This is a genomic window from Rhizobacter sp. AJA081-3 (assembly GCF_017795745.1).
Taxonomy (GTDB): Bacteria; Pseudomonadota; Gammaproteobacteria; order Burkholderiales; family Burkholderiaceae_C; genus Piscinibacter.
This window is the reverse complement of sequence record NZ_CP059067.1, coordinates 5,049,168-5,066,829: the sequence shown is the minus strand read 5'-3', so window position 1 is coordinate 5,066,829 and position 17,662 is coordinate 5,049,168. Positions and strand designations below refer to the sequence as shown.

Sequence of the window (17,662 nt, the reverse complement as noted above, 5' to 3'; positions counted from 1 at the left end):
CACGCCCTGTGTCAAGGCGGAGCACAGGCTGCGCCGCGATCGAGCAGCATCGCGTCGCCGTAGCTGAAGAAGCGATAACGCTCCTGGATGGCGTGGCGGTACAGCGCCATCACCTTGTCATGCCCGGCAAAGGCGCTGACCAGCATCATCAAGGTGCTGCGTGGCAGGTGGAAGTTGGTCACCAGCCGGTCGACGACGCGGAACTCGAAGCCCGGCGTGATGAAGATGTCGGTGTCGCGCGCACCGGCCTTCAGCGCGCCGGGCAGCGCGGCCGACTCCAGCGCTCGCAGTGTGGTCGTGCCCACGGCCACCACGCGCCGGCCTGCGGCGTGGGTGCGTTCGACCGCGTCGACGGTGGCCTGAGCGACCTCGAACCATTCGCTGTGCATGCGGTGCTCGGCGAGATTCTCGGTGCGCACCGGCTGGAAGGTGCCGGCGCCCACGTGCAGCGTCACGCTGGCGCTGGCGATGCCGCGCTCGCGCAGCGCGGCCAGCACGGCCTCGTCGAAGTGCAGCGCTGCCGTGGGTGCCGCCACCGCGCCGGGGTGCTTCGCGAACACGGTCTGGTAGCGGCGCTCGTCCTCGGCGCTGTCGGCATGGGTGATGTAGGGCGGCAGCGGCACGTGGCCGTGGCGTTCCAGCAGCGCCAGCGGTTCGCCGGGAAAGCGCAGGTGGAACAGCGAGCTGTCGGCGCCGCCGCGGCCGAGCACCTCGGCCTCGAACGACGAGGCCGCATCGCCGCTGGCGAATCGCACCGCGCTGCCCGGCTTGGGCGACTTGCTCGCGCGCAGGTGCGCCAGCACCTCGTTGCCAGGCAGCACGCGCTCGACCAGCGCCTCGACCGCGCCGCCGCTGGCCTTGGCGCCGAGCAACCGTGCCTTGATCACGCGGGTGTCGTTGAAGACCAGCAGGTCGCCGGGGTTGAGCAGGCCGGGCAGTTCACGGAACACGCGGTCCACCGGCGAGGCACCGGTGGCATCGAGCAGCCGCGAGGCGCTGCGTTCAGGGGCGGGGTGCTGGGCGATCAGCTCGGGCGGGAGTTCGAAGTCGAAGTCGCCGAGCGTCCAGGAGGACTTGGAAGAGGGCATGGAGGCTGTACCGGCCTGTGCTGAGAGGCCGCGATGGTGCCATGCCGGGACGCGCCCGGTTCCGCGGCTCAGTTCGGCCCGACGCGCACCGCGGGCTGTGTCGCCGCGCGCTCCGAACGATCCCAGGCCAGGGCCACCAGCGCGCTGACCACGGCGACGATGACGAGAACGAGGGCCACGCGGGCGACGAAGTGCATGAAGAGGGACGCGGTTGAAGATGACAGGGCGCGATGCTATGCCAGCCCATCGCGTGCGCAAGGGCCCGTGACATGCAGTTGCGTACTTGTGGGGCCGGGCGCTCTGCCGGCGCGACGGCCCGCGGGCAGATGTCACGCTGCCGGCAGCGCCCGTCGCAGCGGCGAGAATCCGCCCATGGTCGAGGCCGCGTCCCCATCGATGGAGAACAAGCCCAAGAGCGCGCCGCAACGCGCGCTCGAGAAGCTCGGCTTGGTGCGCGATATCGACCTCGCGCTGCACCTGCCGCTGCGCTACGAGGACGAGACGAAGCTCGTGTCCATCGCCTCGCTTCGCGACGGCGACGTGGCGCAGGTCGAGGGCGTGGTGACCGACAGCCGCGTGCAGTTCCGCCCGCGGCGCCAGCTGGTGGTGAAGATCCACGACGCCTCGGGCGAGAGCAGCGACGACCTGGTGCTGCGCTTCCTGAACTTCTATCCCTCGCACCAGAAGGCGCTGGCCGAAGGCGCGCGGGTGCGCGTGCGCGGCGAGGCGCGCGGCGGCTTCTTCGGGTTGGAGATGGTGCATCCGGCCTTCAAGGCGGTGGACGAGGCGACGCCGCTGGCCCGCGCGCTCACGCCGGTCTACCCGACCACCGCGCAGCTGCCGCAGGCCTACCTGCGCAAGGTCGTCGCCTCGGGGCTGTCGCGCGCGGACTTGTCCGAACAGCTGCCGCCGGGCAGCGTGCCGGCCGGCATGATGAGCCTGCGCGAGGCGCTGGATTTCCTGCACCACCCGGCGCCCGACGTCAGCGTCGAGACGCTGGAGGACCACAGCCACCCGGCCTGGCAGCGCCTGAAGTTCGAGGAGCTGCTCGCGCAGCAGCTCTCGCAGCTCAAGGCCAAGCAGGAGCGCGAGCGGCAGCGCGCCCCCGCCTTCGCGCTGCAGCCCGGCGGCCTGCAGGAGAAGCTGCTCGCCGCCTTGCCCTTTTCCCTGACCGAGGCGCAGCGCCGCGTCGTCGAGGAGATCGCGCGTGACCTCGCCCGTGAAACGCCGATGCACAGGCTGCTGCAAGGCGACGTCGGCTCGGGCAAGACCGTGGTGGCCGCACTCGCCGCGGCAGTGGCCATCCAGCAGGGCTGGCAGTGCGCGCTGATGGCGCCCACCGAGATCCTCGCCGAGCAGCACCTGCGCAAGCTGGTCGGCTGGCTCGCGCCGCTGGGCATCACGGTGGCCTGGCTGACCGGCAGCCGCAAGGGCAAGGGTCGCCGCGAGATGCTCGCGCAGGTGGCCTCGGGCGAGGCGGCACTGGTGGTGGGCACGCACGCGGTGATCCAGGACCAGGTGGAGTTCGCGCGCCTGGGGCTGGCGATCATCGACGAGCAGCACCGCTTCGGCGTGCAGCAGCGCCTCGCACTCAGAAGCAAGTTGGCCGAAGGCCCGCTGGAGCCGCACACGCTGATGATGTCGGCCACGCCGATCCCGCGCACGCTGGCAATGACGCTGTTCGCCGACCTCGACATCAGCACCATCGACGAGCTGCCGCCGGGCCGCACGCCGGTCGTCACCAAGCTGTTCGCCGACGACAAGCGCGACGCGGTGGTCGCGCGCATCCGCGGCGAGGTGGCGCTGGGCCGGCAGGTCTACTGGGTCTGCCCGCTGATCGAGGAATCGGAAACGCTGGACCTGCAGAACGCCACCGCCACGCACCAGCAGCTGTGCGAGGCACTACCGGGCCAGATGATCGGCCTGCTGCACGGCCGCATGCCGGCGGCGGAGAAGGCGGCGGTGATGTCGCTCTTCACCTCGGGGCAGATGGGCGTGCTGGTCTCGACCACGGTGATCGAGGTCGGCGTGGACGTGCCCAATGCCTCGCTGATGGTCATCGAGCATGCCGAACGTTTCGGCCTCAGCCAGCTGCACCAGCTGCGCGGGCGCGTCGGCCGCGGCGCGGTGGCCAGCGTGTGCGTGCTGCTGTACAGCTCGCCGCTGTCGGAGACGGCGAAGTCGCGCCTGAAGGCGATGATGGAGACGAACGACGGCTTCGAGATCGCCCGGCGCGACCTCGACATCCGCGGGCCGGGCGAGTTCTTCGGCGCGCGGCAATCCGGCGCGCCGCTGCTGCGCTTTGCGGACCTGGCGCTCGACGAACCGCTGGTGCATCTGGCCCGCCAGAGCGCCACGGCGCTGCTGGCGAAGCATCCGCAGGCCGCCGAGCGCCACGTGATGCGCTGGCTGGGTTCGAAGACCGACTACCTGAAGGCCTGAGGCGCTCGGTTCATCCGAAGTGCATCTGGTACTTCGCCCCGTCGGAGAACAGGCACACGCCAGTGCCCAGCGTCGGCCCGCTGATCAGGTACTCGCACTGCACGTTCACGCCCTTGCTGCCGAAGGCATTGGCGATGCCGCGGCGGCCGCTGAAGTTGCGTGCCGCGCTGCCCAGCACCTCGTTGTGCAGGCGGCCGAAGGCGGCGTAGTTCGCGTCCACGCGAGTCGCCTCTCCCTGCAGTGTGTCGCCCAGGTAGGCCAGCGTGAAGCTGCCGCGGCCGGTGTGACTGTCGACGACGATGGCGGTGAGCATGCCGCCCTGGTTGGCCTGCGGATTGAGCGGGTACAGGCGCACGCTGAGCAGGCCGGGCTGCGGCGGCGCACTGGGCGCGGGCGGCGTGACGACGGTGACGCTGGCCGGTTCGCGCGCCGCATGCAACCCGTGCGGCGGATAGGCTTGCCCGGTACGCGGATCGATGGGCACGACATAGCAGGCACTGAGCCCGGCGAGGGCGGCGGCGCAGGCCGCGAGCAGGGCAAGGCGTGAGGCAGTCCGGGGCGAGTGGGTGTTCATGCGTTCTCGGGTGACGCGGCACATGCCGCCAGCGAAGAATCCGCGGGCCACGCGGCGCCCGCAAGGCGCAAGCGCGCCGGTATCGAAGCGCGATGCCACGCGTCGCGGCGGGCGATGCGCGGCGCTGCGATACTTGCCGCCATGACCCTCACCGAACTCCGCTACATCGTGGCGGTCGCCCGCGAGAAGCACTTCGGGCGTGCCGCCGAGGCCTGCTTCGTGTCGCAGCCCACGCTCAGCGTGGCGATCAAGAAGCTCGAGGAAGAGCTCGACGTGAAGATCTTCGAGCGCGGCGCCAGCGAGGTCAGCGTCACGCCGCTGGGCGACGAGATCGTGCGCCAGGCGCAGTCGGTGATCGAGCAGGCGGCCTCGATCAAGGAGATCGCCAAGCGCGGCAAGGACCCGATCTCGGGCCCGCTGCGCCTGGGCATCATCTACACGATCGGGCCCTACCTGCTGCCCGACCTGGTCAAGCAGGCCATCGAGCGCGTGCCGCAGATGCCGCTGATCATCCAGGAGAACTTCACCGCCAAGCTGCTCGAGATGCTGCGCACCGGCGACCTCGACGCGGCGATCATGGCCGAGCCATTCCCCGACACCGGCCTGGCGGTGGCGCCGCTGTACGACGAGCCCTTCATGGCCGCGGTGCCGAAGAACCACCCGCTGGCCAAGCGCAAGAGCATCACCGCCGAGGAGCTGAAGAACGAGACCATGCTGCTGCTCGGTACCGGCCACTGCTTCCGCGACCACGTGCTCGAGGTCTGCCCGGAGTACGCGCGTTTTTCCAGCGACGCCGAGGGCATCCGCAAGAGCTTCGAGGGCAGCTCGCTGGAGACGATCAAGTACATGGTCGCCTCGGGCATGGGCGTCACCGTGGTGCCGCAGCTCAGCGTGCCCAAGGAGCTGCAGCTGCACGTGCGCTACGTGAAGTTCAGCGCACCGGTGCCCACGCGCCGCGTGGTGCTCGCGTGGCGGCGCACCTTCACGCGCTACGAGGCGATCGCGGCATTGCGCAACGCCATCTACGCCTGCGAATTGCCGGGCGTGAAGCGGCTGACCGGTTGAACCGGAGCGTCGGCCGCCTGTCCCGGCCATATTGTCTTCGGCTATCGCCTCATTAAAGTCAATTGCTTTGACCGATGGCGCCGTGATTCCTAGAGTGGCCGCATCCGCTCTCAACGCCTTCCAGGAGTCACGATGACGCACTCAACCCCTCAAGCCCCTGCCGCCGCCGGATGCCCGTTTGCCGGCACCGTGCCGAGCCAGGCCAAGGCCGGTCGCCGCAGCAACCGCGACTGGTGGCCCGAGCAACTTGACCTGTCCATCCTGCACCAGCACTCGGCGAAGTCCAACCCGATGGGCGCCGACTTCGACTACGCCCAGGCGTTCAAGTCGCTCGATCTCGACGCCGTGGTGGCCGATCTGCACGCCCTCATGACGGATTCGCAGGACTGGTGGCCGGCCGACTGGGGCCACTATGGCGGCCTGTTCATCCGCATGGCCTGGCACAGCGCCGGCACCTACCGCATCGCCGACGGCCGCGGCGGCGCCGGCAGCGGCTCGCAGCGTTTCGCGCCGCTGAACAGCTGGCCCGACAACGGCAACCTCGACAAGGCCCGCCGGCTGCTCTGGCCGATCAAGCAGAAATACGGCCGCAAGCTGTCCTGGGCCGACCTGATGATCCTGACCGGCAACGTCGCGCTGGAGTCCATGGGCTTCAAGACCTTCGGCTTCGCCGGCGGCCGGCCGGACATCTGGGAACCCGAGGAGGATGTCAACTGGGGCACCGAGATGAAGTGGCTCGCCAGCAGCAGCGAGCCGAACAGCCGCTACTCGGGCCAGCGCGAGCTCGCCAACCCGCTGGCCGCCGTGCAGATGGGCCTGATCTACGTGAACCCGGAAGGCCCGGACGGCATCCCCGACCCGGTGGCCTCGGGCCGCGACGTGCGCGAGACCTTCGCGCGCATGGCGATGGACGACGAAGAAACCGTCGCGCTGGTCGCCGGCGGCCACACCTTCGGCAAGGCCCACGGCGCAGGCGACCCCACGCTGGTCGGCCCCGAGCCCGAAGGCGCCACCATCGAGGAGCAGGGCCTGGGCTGGAAGAACACTTTCGGCAGCGGCAAGGGCGCGCACACCACCACCAGCGGCATCGAGGGCGCCTGGAAGCCGAACCCCACCACCTGGGACAACGGCTACTTCGACATGCTGTTCGGCTACGAGTGGGAACTGACGAAAAGCCCGGCCGGCGCGCACCAGTGGACGCCGAAGGACTGCAAGCCCGAGCACCTGATCCCCGACGCGCACGACCCGTCGATGAAGCATCCGCCGATGATGACCACGGCCGACCTGTCGCTGCGCTTCGACCCGGCCTACGAGAAGATCGCGCGCCGCTTCCACCAGGACCCGCTGGCTTTCGCCGACGCCTTCGCCCGCGCCTGGTTCAAGCTGACGCACCGCGACATGGGCCCGCGCGCCCGCTACCTCGGCAAGCTGGTGCCCCAGCAGTCGCTGATCTGGCAGGACCCGGTGCCCGCGGTCGATCATGCGCTGGTCGACGCGCAGGACATCGCGGCGCTGAAGGCGCAGGTGCTCGCATCCGACTTGAGCGTCTCGCAGTGGGTCTCGACCGCCTGGGCCTCGGCCTCCACGTTCCGCTGCAGCGACAAGCGCGGCGGCGCCAACGGCGCGCGCATCCGCCTCGCGCCGCAGAAGGACTGGGCGGTGAATCAGCCGGCCGAACTGGCCGCCGTGCTGACGAAGCTGGAGGCCATCCAGAAGGCGTTCAACAGTTCGGCTGCTGGCGGCAAGCGGATCTCGCTGGCCGACCTGATCGTGCTGGCCGGTGGCGCGGCCGTCGAAGCCGCAGCCCGGAAGGCCGGCATCGAGGTCACAGTGCCCTTCGCGCCAGGGCGAACCGACGCCTCGCAGGAACAGACCGACGTGGACTCGTTCGCCGTGCTGGAGCCGCTTGCCGACGGCTTCCGCAACCACGCCCGCCGCGGACTCGAAGCATCGGCGGCCGAGTTGCTGGTGGACAAGGCCCAGCTGCTGACCCTGACTGCGCCCGAGATGACGGTGCTGGTCGGCGGCCTGCGCGTGCTGGGCGCCAACGTCGGCCAGGCGCCGCATGGCGTCTTCACCGAGCGGCCCGGCACGCTGACGAACGACTTCTTCGTCAACCTGCTCGACATGAACACGGCCTGGCAGAAATCCGCCACCGCCGCAGGCGCGCTGGAGGGCCGCGACAGGGCGACCGGCGCGCTGAAGTGGACGGGCACCCTCGTCGATCTCGTCTTCGGCTCGAATTCGCAACTTCGGGCCATCGCGGAGGTGTACGCGGCCAGCGACGCGCAGACGGCGTTCGTGCGCGATTTCGTGGCGGCGTGGACCAAGGTGATGAACCTCGACCGCTTCGACCTGGCCTGAGCACGCATCGCGCGGCGCATCGCCTGAATCTGTCTCAACCCGCGGCCCCGGCACTTCGCTACAGTGTCGGGGGTCGTACCCAGTCTTCCGGAGTTCGCATGGCCAAGAACAGCAGCAAGAAGGTCAAGGCCCCGTCCGGGCCCGCCATCAACATCGGCATCAGCGAGAAGGACCGCATGGCCATCGCCGGCGGACTCTCGCGCCTGCTGGCCGACACCTACACGCTGTACCTGACGACGCACAACTTCCACTGGAACGTCACCGGGCCGATGTTCAACACGCTGCACGCGATGTTCATGGCCCAGTACACCGAGCTGTGGACGGCCGTCGACCCGATCGCCGAGCGCATCCGCTCGCTGGGTTCGCCGGCACCGGGCTCCTACGCGCAATTCGGCGCCCTGGCTTCCATCAAGGACGCGCCGGCCAAGCCGCCCAAGGCGATGGAGATGGTGAAGATCCTCGTCGACGGCCACGAGGCGGTGGCGCGCACGGCGCGCAGCATCTTCCCGCTGGCCGATGCCGCCGGCGACGAGCCCACGGCCGACCTGCTCACGCAGCGCCTGACGGTGCACGAGCAGACGGCCTGGATGCTGCGCTCCCTGCTCGAAGACTGAGCGGGCGGCACCGTGCGCATCGCCATCCTGACCTTCGACGGCTTCAACGAGCTCGATTCCTTCATCGCCCTCGGGATGCTCAACCGGCTGGGCGCGCAGGGCTGGAAGGCCGAGATCGCGAGCCCGACCTCGCACGTCACCTCGATGAACGGCGTCACCGTGCAGGCGCAGCGTTCGCTGGAGTTCGCCAACGAGGCCGATGCGGTGATCTTCGGCAGCGGCATCTACACGCGCGCCATCGCCGAGAACAGCAAGCTGCTCGACCGCCTTCGACTGGACCCGCTGCGCCAGCTCATCGGCGCGCAGTGTTCAGGCACGCTGCTGCTGGCGCGCCTGGGGCTGATCGCCGACTTGCCGGCCTGCACCGACCTGACCACCAAGCCCTGGGTGGTGGAGGCCGGCGTGCGCGTCATCGACGCGCCCTTCCATGCACGCGGGCCGATCGCCACCGCCGGCGGCTGCCTCTCCGCGCAATACCTCGCCGCCTGGATGATGGCTAAGCGCGCCGGCCTGGAGGCCACCACGCAGGCGCTGCACTACGTGGCGCCGGTGGGCGAGAAGGACGCCTACGTCGAGCGGCTGCTCGGCGTCGTCAAGCCGTTCCTCGACAGCTGAGCGTGCTCGGCCTCAGGGCGCGTGGCGGATGACGAAGTTGTCGAGGATGCCCACACCCTCGAAGCCTGCGTAGCGCGGCGCGGGCATGTCCAGCGGGAACTCGCCCAGCGACACGCCATTCAGGCTGGCGCTCAGCACCTTGGCGCGCGGGTCGTAGCGCAGCAGCATCTGGTTCCAGGTCATGTCGTCGATCACGCCGCTGGCCAGCAGGGCCCCGTTCATGCCGTTGGTGCGCAGTTCGTAGACCAGCGCGCCGCTGACCATCGCTTCCTGCGTACGCAGGCCCAGCCAGACCTGGCCGACGCTGGTGAAGTTGCTCAGGGTCGCGCTCGAGCCGGTGAGGCCGATGGCGACGTAGGCCCCCGGCACCACCGAAGGCCAGCCCTCCATGGACACCGCATAGGGCGTGGCCGGAGGCGTGAATGGCAGCAGCGCGGTGGGGTACTGCGTGACCAGGTCGAACCACTCCGACGACACGCAGCCCTGCGTGCTCTCGTCGGGTTGCAGCGGCGAGGGCAGCTCGTACGGGTCGAGGTAGCCGCCGATGCCGCAGAACTTCCAGGTCTGGTCGCCGTCCGGCGTGATCCACGAGGTGTTCTTGCTGCCCGGGTACTCCACCCAGAAGCCGCCAATGGTGGTGTGCACATAGGTCGGTTTCAGCACGCCTTTCCCGCTGGCCGGACGCTGGATGTCGGGGCCCGGCCCGAAGGATTCGCGCACCAGGATGTCCGGCGCCGGCGGCGTGGTGGGCAGAACCGATGTCGTGGGGCTGACGGTTCCGCCGCCACCCCCGCCACCGCCGCCACCACCACCGCCCTTGAGCACCTGTGCACGACGTGCCGAGGCCTGGGTGGTCGATGCGGAGTCGGCTTCGCCGCCCCCGCAGGCGGAAAGCATGAGGGCCAGGGCGGCAAGGCCGAGGGCGGTTTTCGTATGGTTCATGGTGATGGCCGGTGGGGGGTCTGCATCAGTCCGTTGCAGCCGCCGTGCCATGCGAATCGGCGACCGGAGCCGATTCATAAGTACCTGATTCGACGGGAATTTCCAGGTTTCGCCGACGCCCGCTCCAGCCTGGCCGATTGGGGGTAGTGGCCCAGTTGGGGGCATTGCCCCAATGCCTTGGGGCTCAGTCGATATCGTCGATGTGCCGCGGCCAGCTCGCCTTGAGCAGCCGCGAGAGGGCGCGGTCGGCGAGCAGCTTGCCGCCGGTCTGGCAGCGCGCACAGTAGTTGGTCTCGTTGTCGGCATGCACGATGCGTTGCACCGGACTGCCGCACACCGGGCAGGGCTGGCCGTAGCGGCCATGCACCGCCATCTCGGGGCGGAAGGCGGTCACCTGCTTCGGCCAGCCGCCCTGGCGCTGCGCCTCGTCGCGCAGGCGGGCGGTCCATTCCTGCATCACGGCCTGCGTCGCCGCGAGCAGGCGGGTCGCGTTGTCGGCGTCGAGCGAGCGCGTCAACGTGACAGGCGACAGCCGCGCGCGGTGCAGGATCTCGTCGGAATACGCGTTGCCGATGCCGCTGAACAGGCGCGGGTTCGTCAACGCGCGCTTGAGCGTGTGGTTCTCGGCCTGCAGCCGCGCCATGAAGGCGGCAGGCTCGGCGCTCATTACGTCAATGCCGCCGGGGTCCTGCGTGGCCAGTGCCTCGCGGCCCGCCAGCAGGTGCAGCGAGGCACGGCGTTTCGTGCCGGCTTCGGTGAGCGCCAGCGTGCCGGCGTCGAACTCGAAGGACGCCAGCGCCGATTTCGCCGGCTTGGCGCCGGCGGCCAGCCACTGCAGCCGGCCGGCGATCATCAGGTGGATGACGAGGAACAGATCGCCGTCGAGCGCGATCACCACCCGCTTGCCGAGCCGCTCGAGGCCGGTCACGTGCCGGCCCTCGGCGCTGCCGATCGGCGGCAGCGCGGTGCGCAGCACGAAGGGATTGGCGATGCGCACACGCTGCAGCGTGGCGCCGCGCAACTTGGCAGCCAGGCTCTCGACGTAGACGGTGATGTCCGGCAGTTCCGGCATGCGCCGCAGTGTGCCAGCCCCGGGCTGGGATAATCGCCGCTCCTTCCTGTCGATTCACGAGGCGGCCGCCCCTTCTGGCCGCACCCCATGTCCGAACTCACGCCCCAGGTGCGGCGCCGCCGCACCTTCGCCATCATTTCGCACCCCGACGCGGGCAAGACCACGCTGACCGAGAAGCTGCTGCTGTTCTCCGGCGCGATCCAGATCGCCGGCTCGGTGAAGGCGCGCAAGGCCACGCGCCATGCGACCTCGGACTGGATGGAGATCGAGAAGCAGCGCGGCATCTCGGTGGCCTCGTCCGTCATGCAGATGGAGTACCGAGACTGCGTCATCAACCTGCTGGACACGCCGGGCCACCAGGACTTCTCCGAAGACACCTACCGCGTGCTCACCGCGGTGGACGCGGCGCTGATGGTCATCGACGCGGCCAACGGCGTGGAGCCGCAGACGCGGCGGCTGCTGCAGGTCTGCCGCGCGCGCAACACGCCCATCCTCACCTTCGTCAACAAGATGGACCGCGAGGTGCAGGAGCCGCTGGCGCTGATGGACGAGATCGAGCGCGAACTCGGCATGAGCGTGGTGCCCTTCACCTGGCCGGTGGGCATGGGCAAGCTGTTCGGCGGTGTGCTCGACCTGCGCAAGAACCAGATGCGCGTTTTCTCACCCGGCGAAGATCGGGTGAAGGAAGGCGGCGACGAGATCGTCGACGGCCTCTCGAACCCGGCGCTGATGGAGCGCTTCGGCGCCGCCTACGAGCAGGCCGCCAACGAAGTGGAACTGGTGCGGGAAGCCGCGCCCTCGTTCGACGAGGAGCAGTTCCTCGAAGGCCACCAGACGCCGATGTTCTTCGGCTCGGCGATCAACAACTTCGGCGTGCAGGAAGTGCTCGATGCACTCGTCGACCTGGCGCCCTCGCCGGGCGACCGCAGTTCGATCCAGCGCGTGGTGCACCCCGACGAGCCCAAGTTCACCGGCGTGGTCTTCAAGATCCAGGCCAACATGGACCCGGCGCACCGCGACCGCATCGCCTTCGTGCGGGTGGCCTCGGGCCACTTCGAACGCGGCATGCGGCTGAAGGTGGTGCGTTCGGGCAAGGAGCTGCGGCCGAACACCGTGGTGTCGTTCCTGTCGCAGCGGCGCGAGCTGCTCGACGAAGCCTTCGCCGGCGACATCATCGGCATCCCGAACCACGGCGTGCTGCAGCTCGGCGACACGCTCACCGAAGGCGAGAGCCTGCAGTTCACCGGGCTGCCCTTCTTCGCGCCGGAGATGTTCCGCACCGTCGAGGTGGCCGACCCGCTGAAGACCAAGCAGCTGCGCGCCGGCCTGACGCAGCTTGGCGAGGAGGGCGCGATCCAGGTGTTCCGCCCGATGGCCGGCACGTTGCTGCTGCTCGGCGCGGTGGGCCAGCTGCAGTTCGAGGTGGTGGCGCACCGGCTCGAGCACGAGTACGGCGTGAAGGCGCGCATCACGCCGGCGCGCTACAACGTGGCGCGCTGGGTGACCTGCGAGACGGGCGAGGGGCCTGCTGCCGACGAGCGCGAACTCAAGCGTTTCATCGACGGCAACTCGCACCGCGTGGCGCACGACGCCGTCAACGCGCCCTGCGTGCTGCTCGAGTACGCGGGCGAGCTGCGCGCGATGCAGGAGAACTGGCCGAAGATCAAGTTCCACGCGCTGCGCGAGCACGCGGGACTCGTCTTCCAGAAGCAGCTGGAGGGCTGATCTCGTTCAGGCTTCGATGGGGACCGTCACGCGGTCCTCGTCGTGCAGCATCAAGGCCTGCTTCGCGTTCACCTTGCACACCCAGGTCTCCAGCCGGTGCGCCGCGGGCAGGCTCAGCGCCTGCGGCGCCAGCACCGCGCCGCACAAGCCGCCCGGCCGGCGCACGGATTCATAGCGGATCCACTGCGCCTTGCCGTGCGCGCGCACGGCCCGCGCCAGCGCCTGGCAGGGCGCGTAGTCGTTGCGCTGCTTCCAGGCTTCGGCCCCGCGTGACCAGGGCTCGCGTGTCAGGTCGACCGCCGGCCCGCGCGCCTGGGCCTGGAAGAAGGTGTGCTCGGTGACCAGCTCGCCTTCGCGCAGGCCGGCGCTGTCCATCAGGAAGCGCCAGCGCCAGTAGCCGACCTCGGTGCAGGCGGTCTCGCGTTCCTTGGCACCGTACCAGACACCCGCGTCGGTGCCGGCGCGAAAGCGCGAGGGGTGTGGCGAGCGGTAGCGAAAGGGCGTGGACAGCAGGTAGTGGAGGCCTTGCGCGGCCGGCGGCAGTGGCGGCTTGCTGGCTTCGAGCAGGCGCTCGAGTTCGGCCTGGTCGTCCAGGCTGTCGACCAGCCTCATCGTGGCCACCTTGTGCTGCGCTTCCACGCCGCGCCACAGCAGGGCCGAGGCCGGCCGCACGCCGTCAGCGAACCACTCGTCGCGCCAGGGCTGCATGAGAAACGGGTCAGATCGGCGCGCGCATCGCGTCGAGGTAGGCGACCGCGGCCACCAGCCCCTGCGCACTGAGCACCAGCGTGGCGGGCACGCCGTTCAACGCGTCGTTGTGGCTGCGCATCCAGGCCAGGCGCCGCGCCTCGTCGTTGCCGACCAGCGCGTCGAGCGAGCGGTACAGGCGCACCAGCAGCAGGGCCAGTTCGCCTTCCTTCGAATCCGGCGGCAGGCCGCGTTCGCCGCGCCCGATGCGCGACACCGTGGCCTCGCTGACGCCGAGGATGCGCGCCAGGCCGGCACCGCTGAGGCCCAGCAGGGCGGCGGCACGCTGCGTGGCCGTGGCCAGTACGGCGGCGGAATCGGTACCGCCTCGAGGGGCGTTTCGGCGGGAGGGGCTGTGCAGGGCGCTCATTTCAGATGAAAGAATAGTCCTGTTCTCGTTCATGTGCAAGGGAAGGGCCAATGCGGCCGAAGCCGGCGTGCGCCGCAGCACAATCTCGCCATGAACACGCTCGCGGCGCCCTCTCGTCTGGCGCTCTACCTGCACCTGATCCGCTGGGACCGCCCGGCCGGCAGCTACCTGCTGCTGTGGCCTACGCTCGCGGCGCTGTGGATCGCCGCCGGCGGCTTCCCGGGCTGGCACCTGCTGATCGTGTTCGTCCTCGGCACCTTCCTGATGCGCAGCGCCGGCTGCGCGGTCAACGACGTCGCCGACCGCGATTTCGACCGCCACGTCAAGCGCACCGCGCAGCGCCCGGTGACCAGCGGCGCGCTGAGCCCACAGGAGGCGCTGCGCTTCGGCGCCGTGCTCGCGTTCACGGCCTTCCTGCTGGTGCTGACCACCAACCTCGCCACCATCGCCTGGAGCGTGGTGGCGCTGGCGGTGTCGATCTTCTACCCCTTCACCAAGCGCTTCTTCTCGATGCCGCAGGCGGTGCTCGGCGTGGCCTTCAGCTTCGGCATCCCGATGGCCTTCGCCGCGGTGCGCGGCGAGGTGCCGGCGCTGGCCTGGTGGCTGCTGATCGGCAACCTGTTCTGGGTGCTCGCCTACGACACCGAGTACGCCATGGTCGATCGCGACGATGACCTGAAGATCGGCATCCGCACCTCGGCGATCACGCTGGGCCGCTTCGACGTAGCCGGCGTGATGGCCTTCTACGCCGCCTACCTGGCGATCTGGGCCGCGCTGGGCGCGGGCCTGGCGATGCGCTGGCCCTACTTCGCCGGCCTCGCCGTGGCCACGGCCATCGCGCTGTGGCACTACACGCTGATCCGCGGCCGCTCGCGTGACGGCTGCTTCCGCGCCTTCCGTCTCAACCACTGGGTCGGCTTCGCGGTGTTCGCCGGCGTCGTGGTTGACCTGTCGATGCGCTGAGCGGCTGGCCGGGCGGCGGCCCGGTTCACCTGCTTCTCGGGGGCACGAGGCGCCGCTGTCGATTCTCCAGCGCCCCGGCCGAGGCGGCCTTCAGCAGCCGCTGGAATGAAGGGCAGGCCGCATGGCTCGGCGCGGGACATGCCACGGCGTGCCGCAGGCCCTCGATCATCGCCTTCAGCCGCTTGACCATTCGCTCGAGCTCATCGGCCTTGGACGCAAGCATCGCGCGGTCGATGTTCAGCTCACCGCCGGGAGTGAACATCACCCGAATCTCGTCCAGCGAGAACCCGGCCGCCTGCCCCAGAGCGATGAGCGCCAGCTGGTCCAGCACCGCGGGCGAGAACTTGCGCCGGGCGCCGTCCGATTCCAGCGAGCGGATGAGGCCCTTGCGTTCGTAGTACCGCAGCGCCGATGCGGCCACACCCGACTTCTTGGCGACTTCCGAGATGTCCATGAGAAACCGCTTGACTTGAAGTTGACTTCAACTTCTATGCTGCCTTCAAGACATCGAAGAGTCAATCGCTTCACGGAGACTCCAATGCCCTCGTTCCACACCTTCGGACAAATCGCCCTGGTCGGAATCGGCGCCACGGCCGCCATGGACGTCTGGCTGCTGCTCCTGGCGCGCTTGGGCGTACCCAGCACCGGCTTCGCCATGGTGGGGCGCTGGGTTGGTCACTTCGCACGTGGTCAGTTCGCCCATGCAGTCATCTCGAAGGCGGCACCCGTCCCGTTCGAGCTCGGCCTGGGATGGCTGACTCACTACGTCATCGGCATCGCCTACGCGGCGGTCCTGGTTGCCGTCCAGGGCACTGCGTGGCTCGAGCAGCCGACGCTGCTGCCTGCCGTGGCTTTTGGTGTGGTGACCGTGGCGGCGCCCTGGTTCGTGATGCAGCCGGCCATGGGTTCGGGCTTTCTGGCGTCGAAGACGCCAGCGCCGCTGAAGAACTGCCTGCGCAACCTGACCCATCACACGGCGTTCGGCGCAGGCCTGTACCTGGCGGCCTCCGCTCTGGCGCAGGCCGCCAGGTGAGCGGCCGACCCCGATGCACCACCCCGAGAAATCCTGCAACCCCTCTGGAGTCCATGTCATGAGCAAACTTGCCATCATCTATCACAGCGCCCACGGGCACACCGAGTTCATCGCGCGTCAGGTGCTCGTCGGCACCCGGCAGGTCGAAGACGTCGAGGCCCACCTAGTCAAGGCCGAGGACATCGCCCGCACGCCGGACGAGCTCGTCGAGTACGACGGACTCATCCTGGGCTCGCCGACCTACCTCGGCGGCGTCTCCGGCCCGTTCAAGTCCTTCATGGACGCCACGGGTCGTCTGTGGCGCACCCAGCAACTCAAGGGCAAGCTCGCCGCGGGGTTCACTGTGTCGTCGCTTCCCGCCGGCGACAAGCAGTCGACGCTGCTGTCGATGTTCGTCTTCGCCATGCAGCACGGGATGCTGTGGGTCGGCAACCCCATCCTGCCCGAGCAGCACAACGGCGTGCCGTACGACGAGGCCGCGAACCGGCTCGGATCGTGGTCGGGCCTGATGGCCCAGGCCGGTCACTCGGCGCCGGCGGACTCGTTCGTGCCGGGTGACGTCAAGACAGCCAGGATGTTCGGCCGCCACTTCGCCGAGAGCCTGAACCGTGTGATGGTCCCCGCGTAGACGCGCCACTTTCAGGAGCTTCCTCATGCTTCCCAAGTCCTGTGCACCTGCACTCTTCGGCCTGATTCTGTCGGGGCTGATGTCCCTGCTGGTTTCCGGCATCTCGACCTACCGCGCCGTCGGCTTCAGCGATGGCTATGCCGGCATGTGGACCGGCGCCTGGTTGACCGCCTGGCTGGTGGCCTTCCCCGTCGTGCTGATCGTCGCGCCGCTCGCGCGCCGAACGGTTGCCGCGCTCGTCGACAAGCGGCCTTGAAACAGCGACTCGCGCCGCCCTCAGGCATTTCGTCGCAGGGCCATGGACGAGTCCGGGTCGCGGCCCCAGAGTCTGCGCATGCCGTTACCCCATCGGCTCCCGAAAGAACCAGATGACTCTGTTCCGCACCGTTCTGCAACCTGTCGCGCTCGTCACCGCCGTGCTGCTGTCCCTGGCCGGGCCTGCGCGCGCGCAGCATGCGGGCTACCGCACGCTCACGATCGCCGGTGACGCTCCCACCACCGTGGCCTTGTTCTATCCCACCGCCGTGGCCGACCGCGTCGTGCCGATGGGGCCCTGGCTGCCCGTCGTGGCCCCGGGGGCACCGGTCTCCGATGCCAAGCTCAAGGGACTGATCCTGATCTCACACGGCACGGGAGGCACGGAGCTCAACCACCACGACCTTGGCACCCGGCTCGCCCGCGACGGCTACCTGGTGGCGGCCGTGCGACATGCGGGCGACAACTGGAAGGACCGTTCGCTCGTCACATCGGGCCGCTATTTCAGCGAGCGGCCGCTCCAGATCAGTCGCGTGCTGGATGCGCTGCTGGCGAGCCCCGAATGGGGGCCGCGCATCCCGACCGAACGCATCGGCGCGGTGGGCCATTCCGCCGGCGGCTACAGCGTACTGGCGTTGGTGGGTGCGCAGGCCGATGCCCAGCGCTCGGCGCGGCATTGCCGGACCGTGCAAGATGATCCGGGCTACTGCTCCCTCGCGAAGGGCTCGGCAGTCACCGAGGCCACCGGGGTGCAGGCTGCACCCGCCGCCAGCGCCCCCCCGCCGGACGCACGACCGGTCTCGGTGCCGGACCGCCGCATCCGCGCCGTGGTCGCGATGGCACCCATGGCCGTGGTGTTCACGCCCGAGAGCCTTGCGGCCGTCACGGTGCCCGTTCGCGTCATCGTGGCCGAGCAGGATGTGGTGCTCAACAGCAGGTACCACGGCGGATATGTCGTCGCCAGCCTGGCCCGAACTCAGGCCAGCACGGTGGCCGGCGCAGGGCACTTTGCCTTCATGGCGCAACCGACCTTCCCGCTGCCCTCGGCGGCAGGTGACGCGGCGGCCAATCCAGTCGGCTTCGACCGCGTCGCCTTCTTGCCCGAGCTGGCGAACCAAGTGGCCGGCTTCTTCGCCGATCAATGGCACTGAAGGCCGACCGGCGC

At 69.4% G+C, this 17,662-nt stretch carries 19 protein-coding genes; 11 read left to right on the top strand and 8 right to left on the bottom strand.

Translation table 11 applies throughout. From position 1 onward, the window contains the following. Nucleotides 1-11 precede the first annotated feature (11 nt). Nucleotides 12-1,088 carry a tRNA preQ1(34) S-adenosylmethionine ribosyltransferase-isomerase QueA gene (gene queA, locus HZ992_RS23930; RefSeq protein ID WP_209384334.1) on the bottom strand — a complete coding sequence of 359 codons (1,077 nt, stop codon included), beginning with the start codon at nucleotides 1,086-1,088 and terminating at the stop codon, nucleotides 12-14. 68 nt (nucleotides 1,089-1,156) lie between these two features. After that, the gene (locus tag HZ992_RS26005; RefSeq protein WP_256440734.1) at nucleotides 1,157-1,285 is read right to left on the bottom strand and encodes a hypothetical protein; all 129 of its coding nucleotides are present in this window, start codon (nucleotides 1,283-1,285) and stop codon (nucleotides 1,157-1,159) included. A 175-nt stretch (nucleotides 1,286-1,460) separates the two neighbouring features. Between HZ992_RS26005 and recG the strand changes: the two genes are divergently transcribed. After that, complete coding sequence (gene recG, locus HZ992_RS23925) at nucleotides 1,461-3,530, top strand: ATP-dependent DNA helicase RecG (protein WP_209384333.1); 2,070 nt, start codon at nucleotides 1,461-1,463, stop codon at nucleotides 3,528-3,530. 10 nt (nucleotides 3,531-3,540) lie between these two features. Here the strand turns inward: recG and HZ992_RS23920 are convergent, their stop codons facing one another. Continuing rightward, complete coding sequence (locus HZ992_RS23920) at nucleotides 3,541-4,104, bottom strand: hypothetical protein (RefSeq protein WP_209384332.1); 564 nt, start codon at nucleotides 4,102-4,104, stop codon at nucleotides 3,541-3,543. 141 nt (nucleotides 4,105-4,245) lie between these two features. Here HZ992_RS23920 and HZ992_RS23915 point away from each other — a divergent pair, with 141 nt between their 5' ends. The 4 genes from HZ992_RS23915 to HZ992_RS23900 all read left to right on the top strand — a co-directional run bounded on the left by HZ992_RS23915 (nucleotide 4,246) and on the right by HZ992_RS23900 (nucleotide 8,762). Then, complete coding sequence (locus HZ992_RS23915; protein WP_209384331.1) at nucleotides 4,246-5,169, top strand: hydrogen peroxide-inducible genes activator; 924 nt, start codon at nucleotides 4,246-4,248, stop codon at nucleotides 5,167-5,169. 132 nt (nucleotides 5,170-5,301) lie between these two features. Next, on the top strand, nucleotides 5,302-7,533 hold the full coding sequence (katG, locus tag HZ992_RS23910; protein WP_209384330.1) for a catalase/peroxidase HPI: 2,232 nt from the start codon (nucleotides 5,302-5,304) through the stop codon (nucleotides 7,531-7,533). Nucleotides 7,534-7,631: 98 nt separating this feature from the next. Further along, entirely contained in the window at nucleotides 7,632-8,147 is a 516-nt protein-coding gene (locus tag HZ992_RS23905) for a Dps family protein (protein WP_209384329.1), read from the top strand. A 12-nt stretch (nucleotides 8,148-8,159) separates the two neighbouring features. After that, nucleotides 8,160-8,762: a DJ-1/PfpI family protein gene (locus HZ992_RS23900; protein ID WP_209384328.1), complete on the top strand. Its 603-nt coding sequence runs from the start codon at nucleotides 8,160-8,162 to the stop codon at nucleotides 8,760-8,762. Between the two features lie 12 nt (nucleotides 8,763-8,774). Here HZ992_RS23900 and HZ992_RS23895 read toward each other — a convergent pair whose 3' ends face one another. After that, a complete protein-coding gene (locus HZ992_RS23895) occupies nucleotides 8,775-9,704 on the bottom strand; it encodes a hypothetical protein (RefSeq protein ID WP_209384327.1) in 930 nt (309 codons plus the stop codon). 184 nt (nucleotides 9,705-9,888) lie between these two features. Then, nucleotides 9,889-10,776 carry an Fpg/Nei family DNA glycosylase gene (locus tag HZ992_RS23890; RefSeq protein ID WP_209384326.1) on the bottom strand — a complete coding sequence of 296 codons (888 nt, stop codon included), beginning with the start codon at nucleotides 10,774-10,776 and terminating at the stop codon, nucleotides 9,889-9,891. A gap of 87 nt (nucleotides 10,777-10,863) precedes the next feature. On the opposite strand from HZ992_RS23890, the gene HZ992_RS23885 reads away from it, so the two are divergent. Further along, nucleotides 10,864-12,501, top strand: coding sequence for a peptide chain release factor 3 (locus HZ992_RS23885; RefSeq protein WP_209384325.1), 1,638 nt, complete (start codon nucleotides 10,864-10,866; stop codon nucleotides 12,499-12,501). Nucleotides 12,502-12,507: 6 nt separating this feature from the next. Here the strand turns inward: HZ992_RS23885 and HZ992_RS23880 are convergent, their stop codons facing one another. Further along, entirely contained in the window at nucleotides 12,508-13,209 is a 702-nt protein-coding gene (locus HZ992_RS23880) for an RES family NAD+ phosphorylase (RefSeq protein ID WP_209384324.1), read from the bottom strand. 10 nt (nucleotides 13,210-13,219) lie between these two features. Further along, nucleotides 13,220-13,618 (bottom strand): antitoxin Xre-like helix-turn-helix domain-containing protein, encoded by a 399-nt coding sequence (locus tag HZ992_RS23875; RefSeq protein WP_209384323.1) that lies wholly within the window; start codon nucleotides 13,616-13,618, stop codon nucleotides 13,220-13,222. A gap of 90 nt (nucleotides 13,619-13,708) precedes the next feature. On the opposite strand from HZ992_RS23875, the gene ubiA reads away from it, so the two are divergent. Next, nucleotides 13,709-14,581: a 4-hydroxybenzoate octaprenyltransferase gene (gene ubiA / locus HZ992_RS23870; protein WP_209384322.1), complete on the top strand. Its 873-nt coding sequence runs from the start codon at nucleotides 13,709-13,711 to the stop codon at nucleotides 14,579-14,581. A gap of 25 nt (nucleotides 14,582-14,606) precedes the next feature. Here the strand turns inward: ubiA and HZ992_RS23865 are convergent, their stop codons facing one another. After that, nucleotides 14,607-15,035, bottom strand: a complete 429-nt coding sequence (locus HZ992_RS23865) for a helix-turn-helix domain-containing protein (protein ID WP_209384321.1) — start codon at nucleotides 15,033-15,035, stop codon at nucleotides 14,607-14,609. Between the two features lie 84 nt (nucleotides 15,036-15,119). On the opposite strand from HZ992_RS23865, the gene HZ992_RS23860 reads away from it, so the two are divergent. From HZ992_RS23860 to HZ992_RS23845, 4 genes are all read left to right on the top strand, one after another. Then, on the top strand, nucleotides 15,120-15,614 hold the full coding sequence (locus HZ992_RS23860; protein WP_209384320.1) for a DUF2938 domain-containing protein: 495 nt from the start codon (nucleotides 15,120-15,122) through the stop codon (nucleotides 15,612-15,614). A 58-nt stretch (nucleotides 15,615-15,672) separates the two neighbouring features. Beyond that, nucleotides 15,673-16,242, top strand: coding sequence for a flavodoxin family protein (locus HZ992_RS23855; RefSeq protein WP_209384319.1), 570 nt, complete (start codon nucleotides 15,673-15,675; stop codon nucleotides 16,240-16,242). A gap of 25 nt (nucleotides 16,243-16,267) precedes the next feature. After that, nucleotides 16,268-16,498, top strand: coding sequence for a DUF2798 domain-containing protein (locus HZ992_RS23850; protein ID WP_209384318.1), 231 nt, complete (start codon nucleotides 16,268-16,270; stop codon nucleotides 16,496-16,498). Nucleotides 16,499-16,610: 112 nt separating this feature from the next. Continuing rightward, the gene (locus HZ992_RS23845) at nucleotides 16,611-17,648 is read left to right on the top strand and encodes an alpha/beta hydrolase family protein (RefSeq protein WP_209384317.1); all 1,038 of its coding nucleotides are present in this window, start codon (nucleotides 16,611-16,613) and stop codon (nucleotides 17,646-17,648) included. Nucleotides 17,649-17,662: the final 14 nt, after the last annotated feature.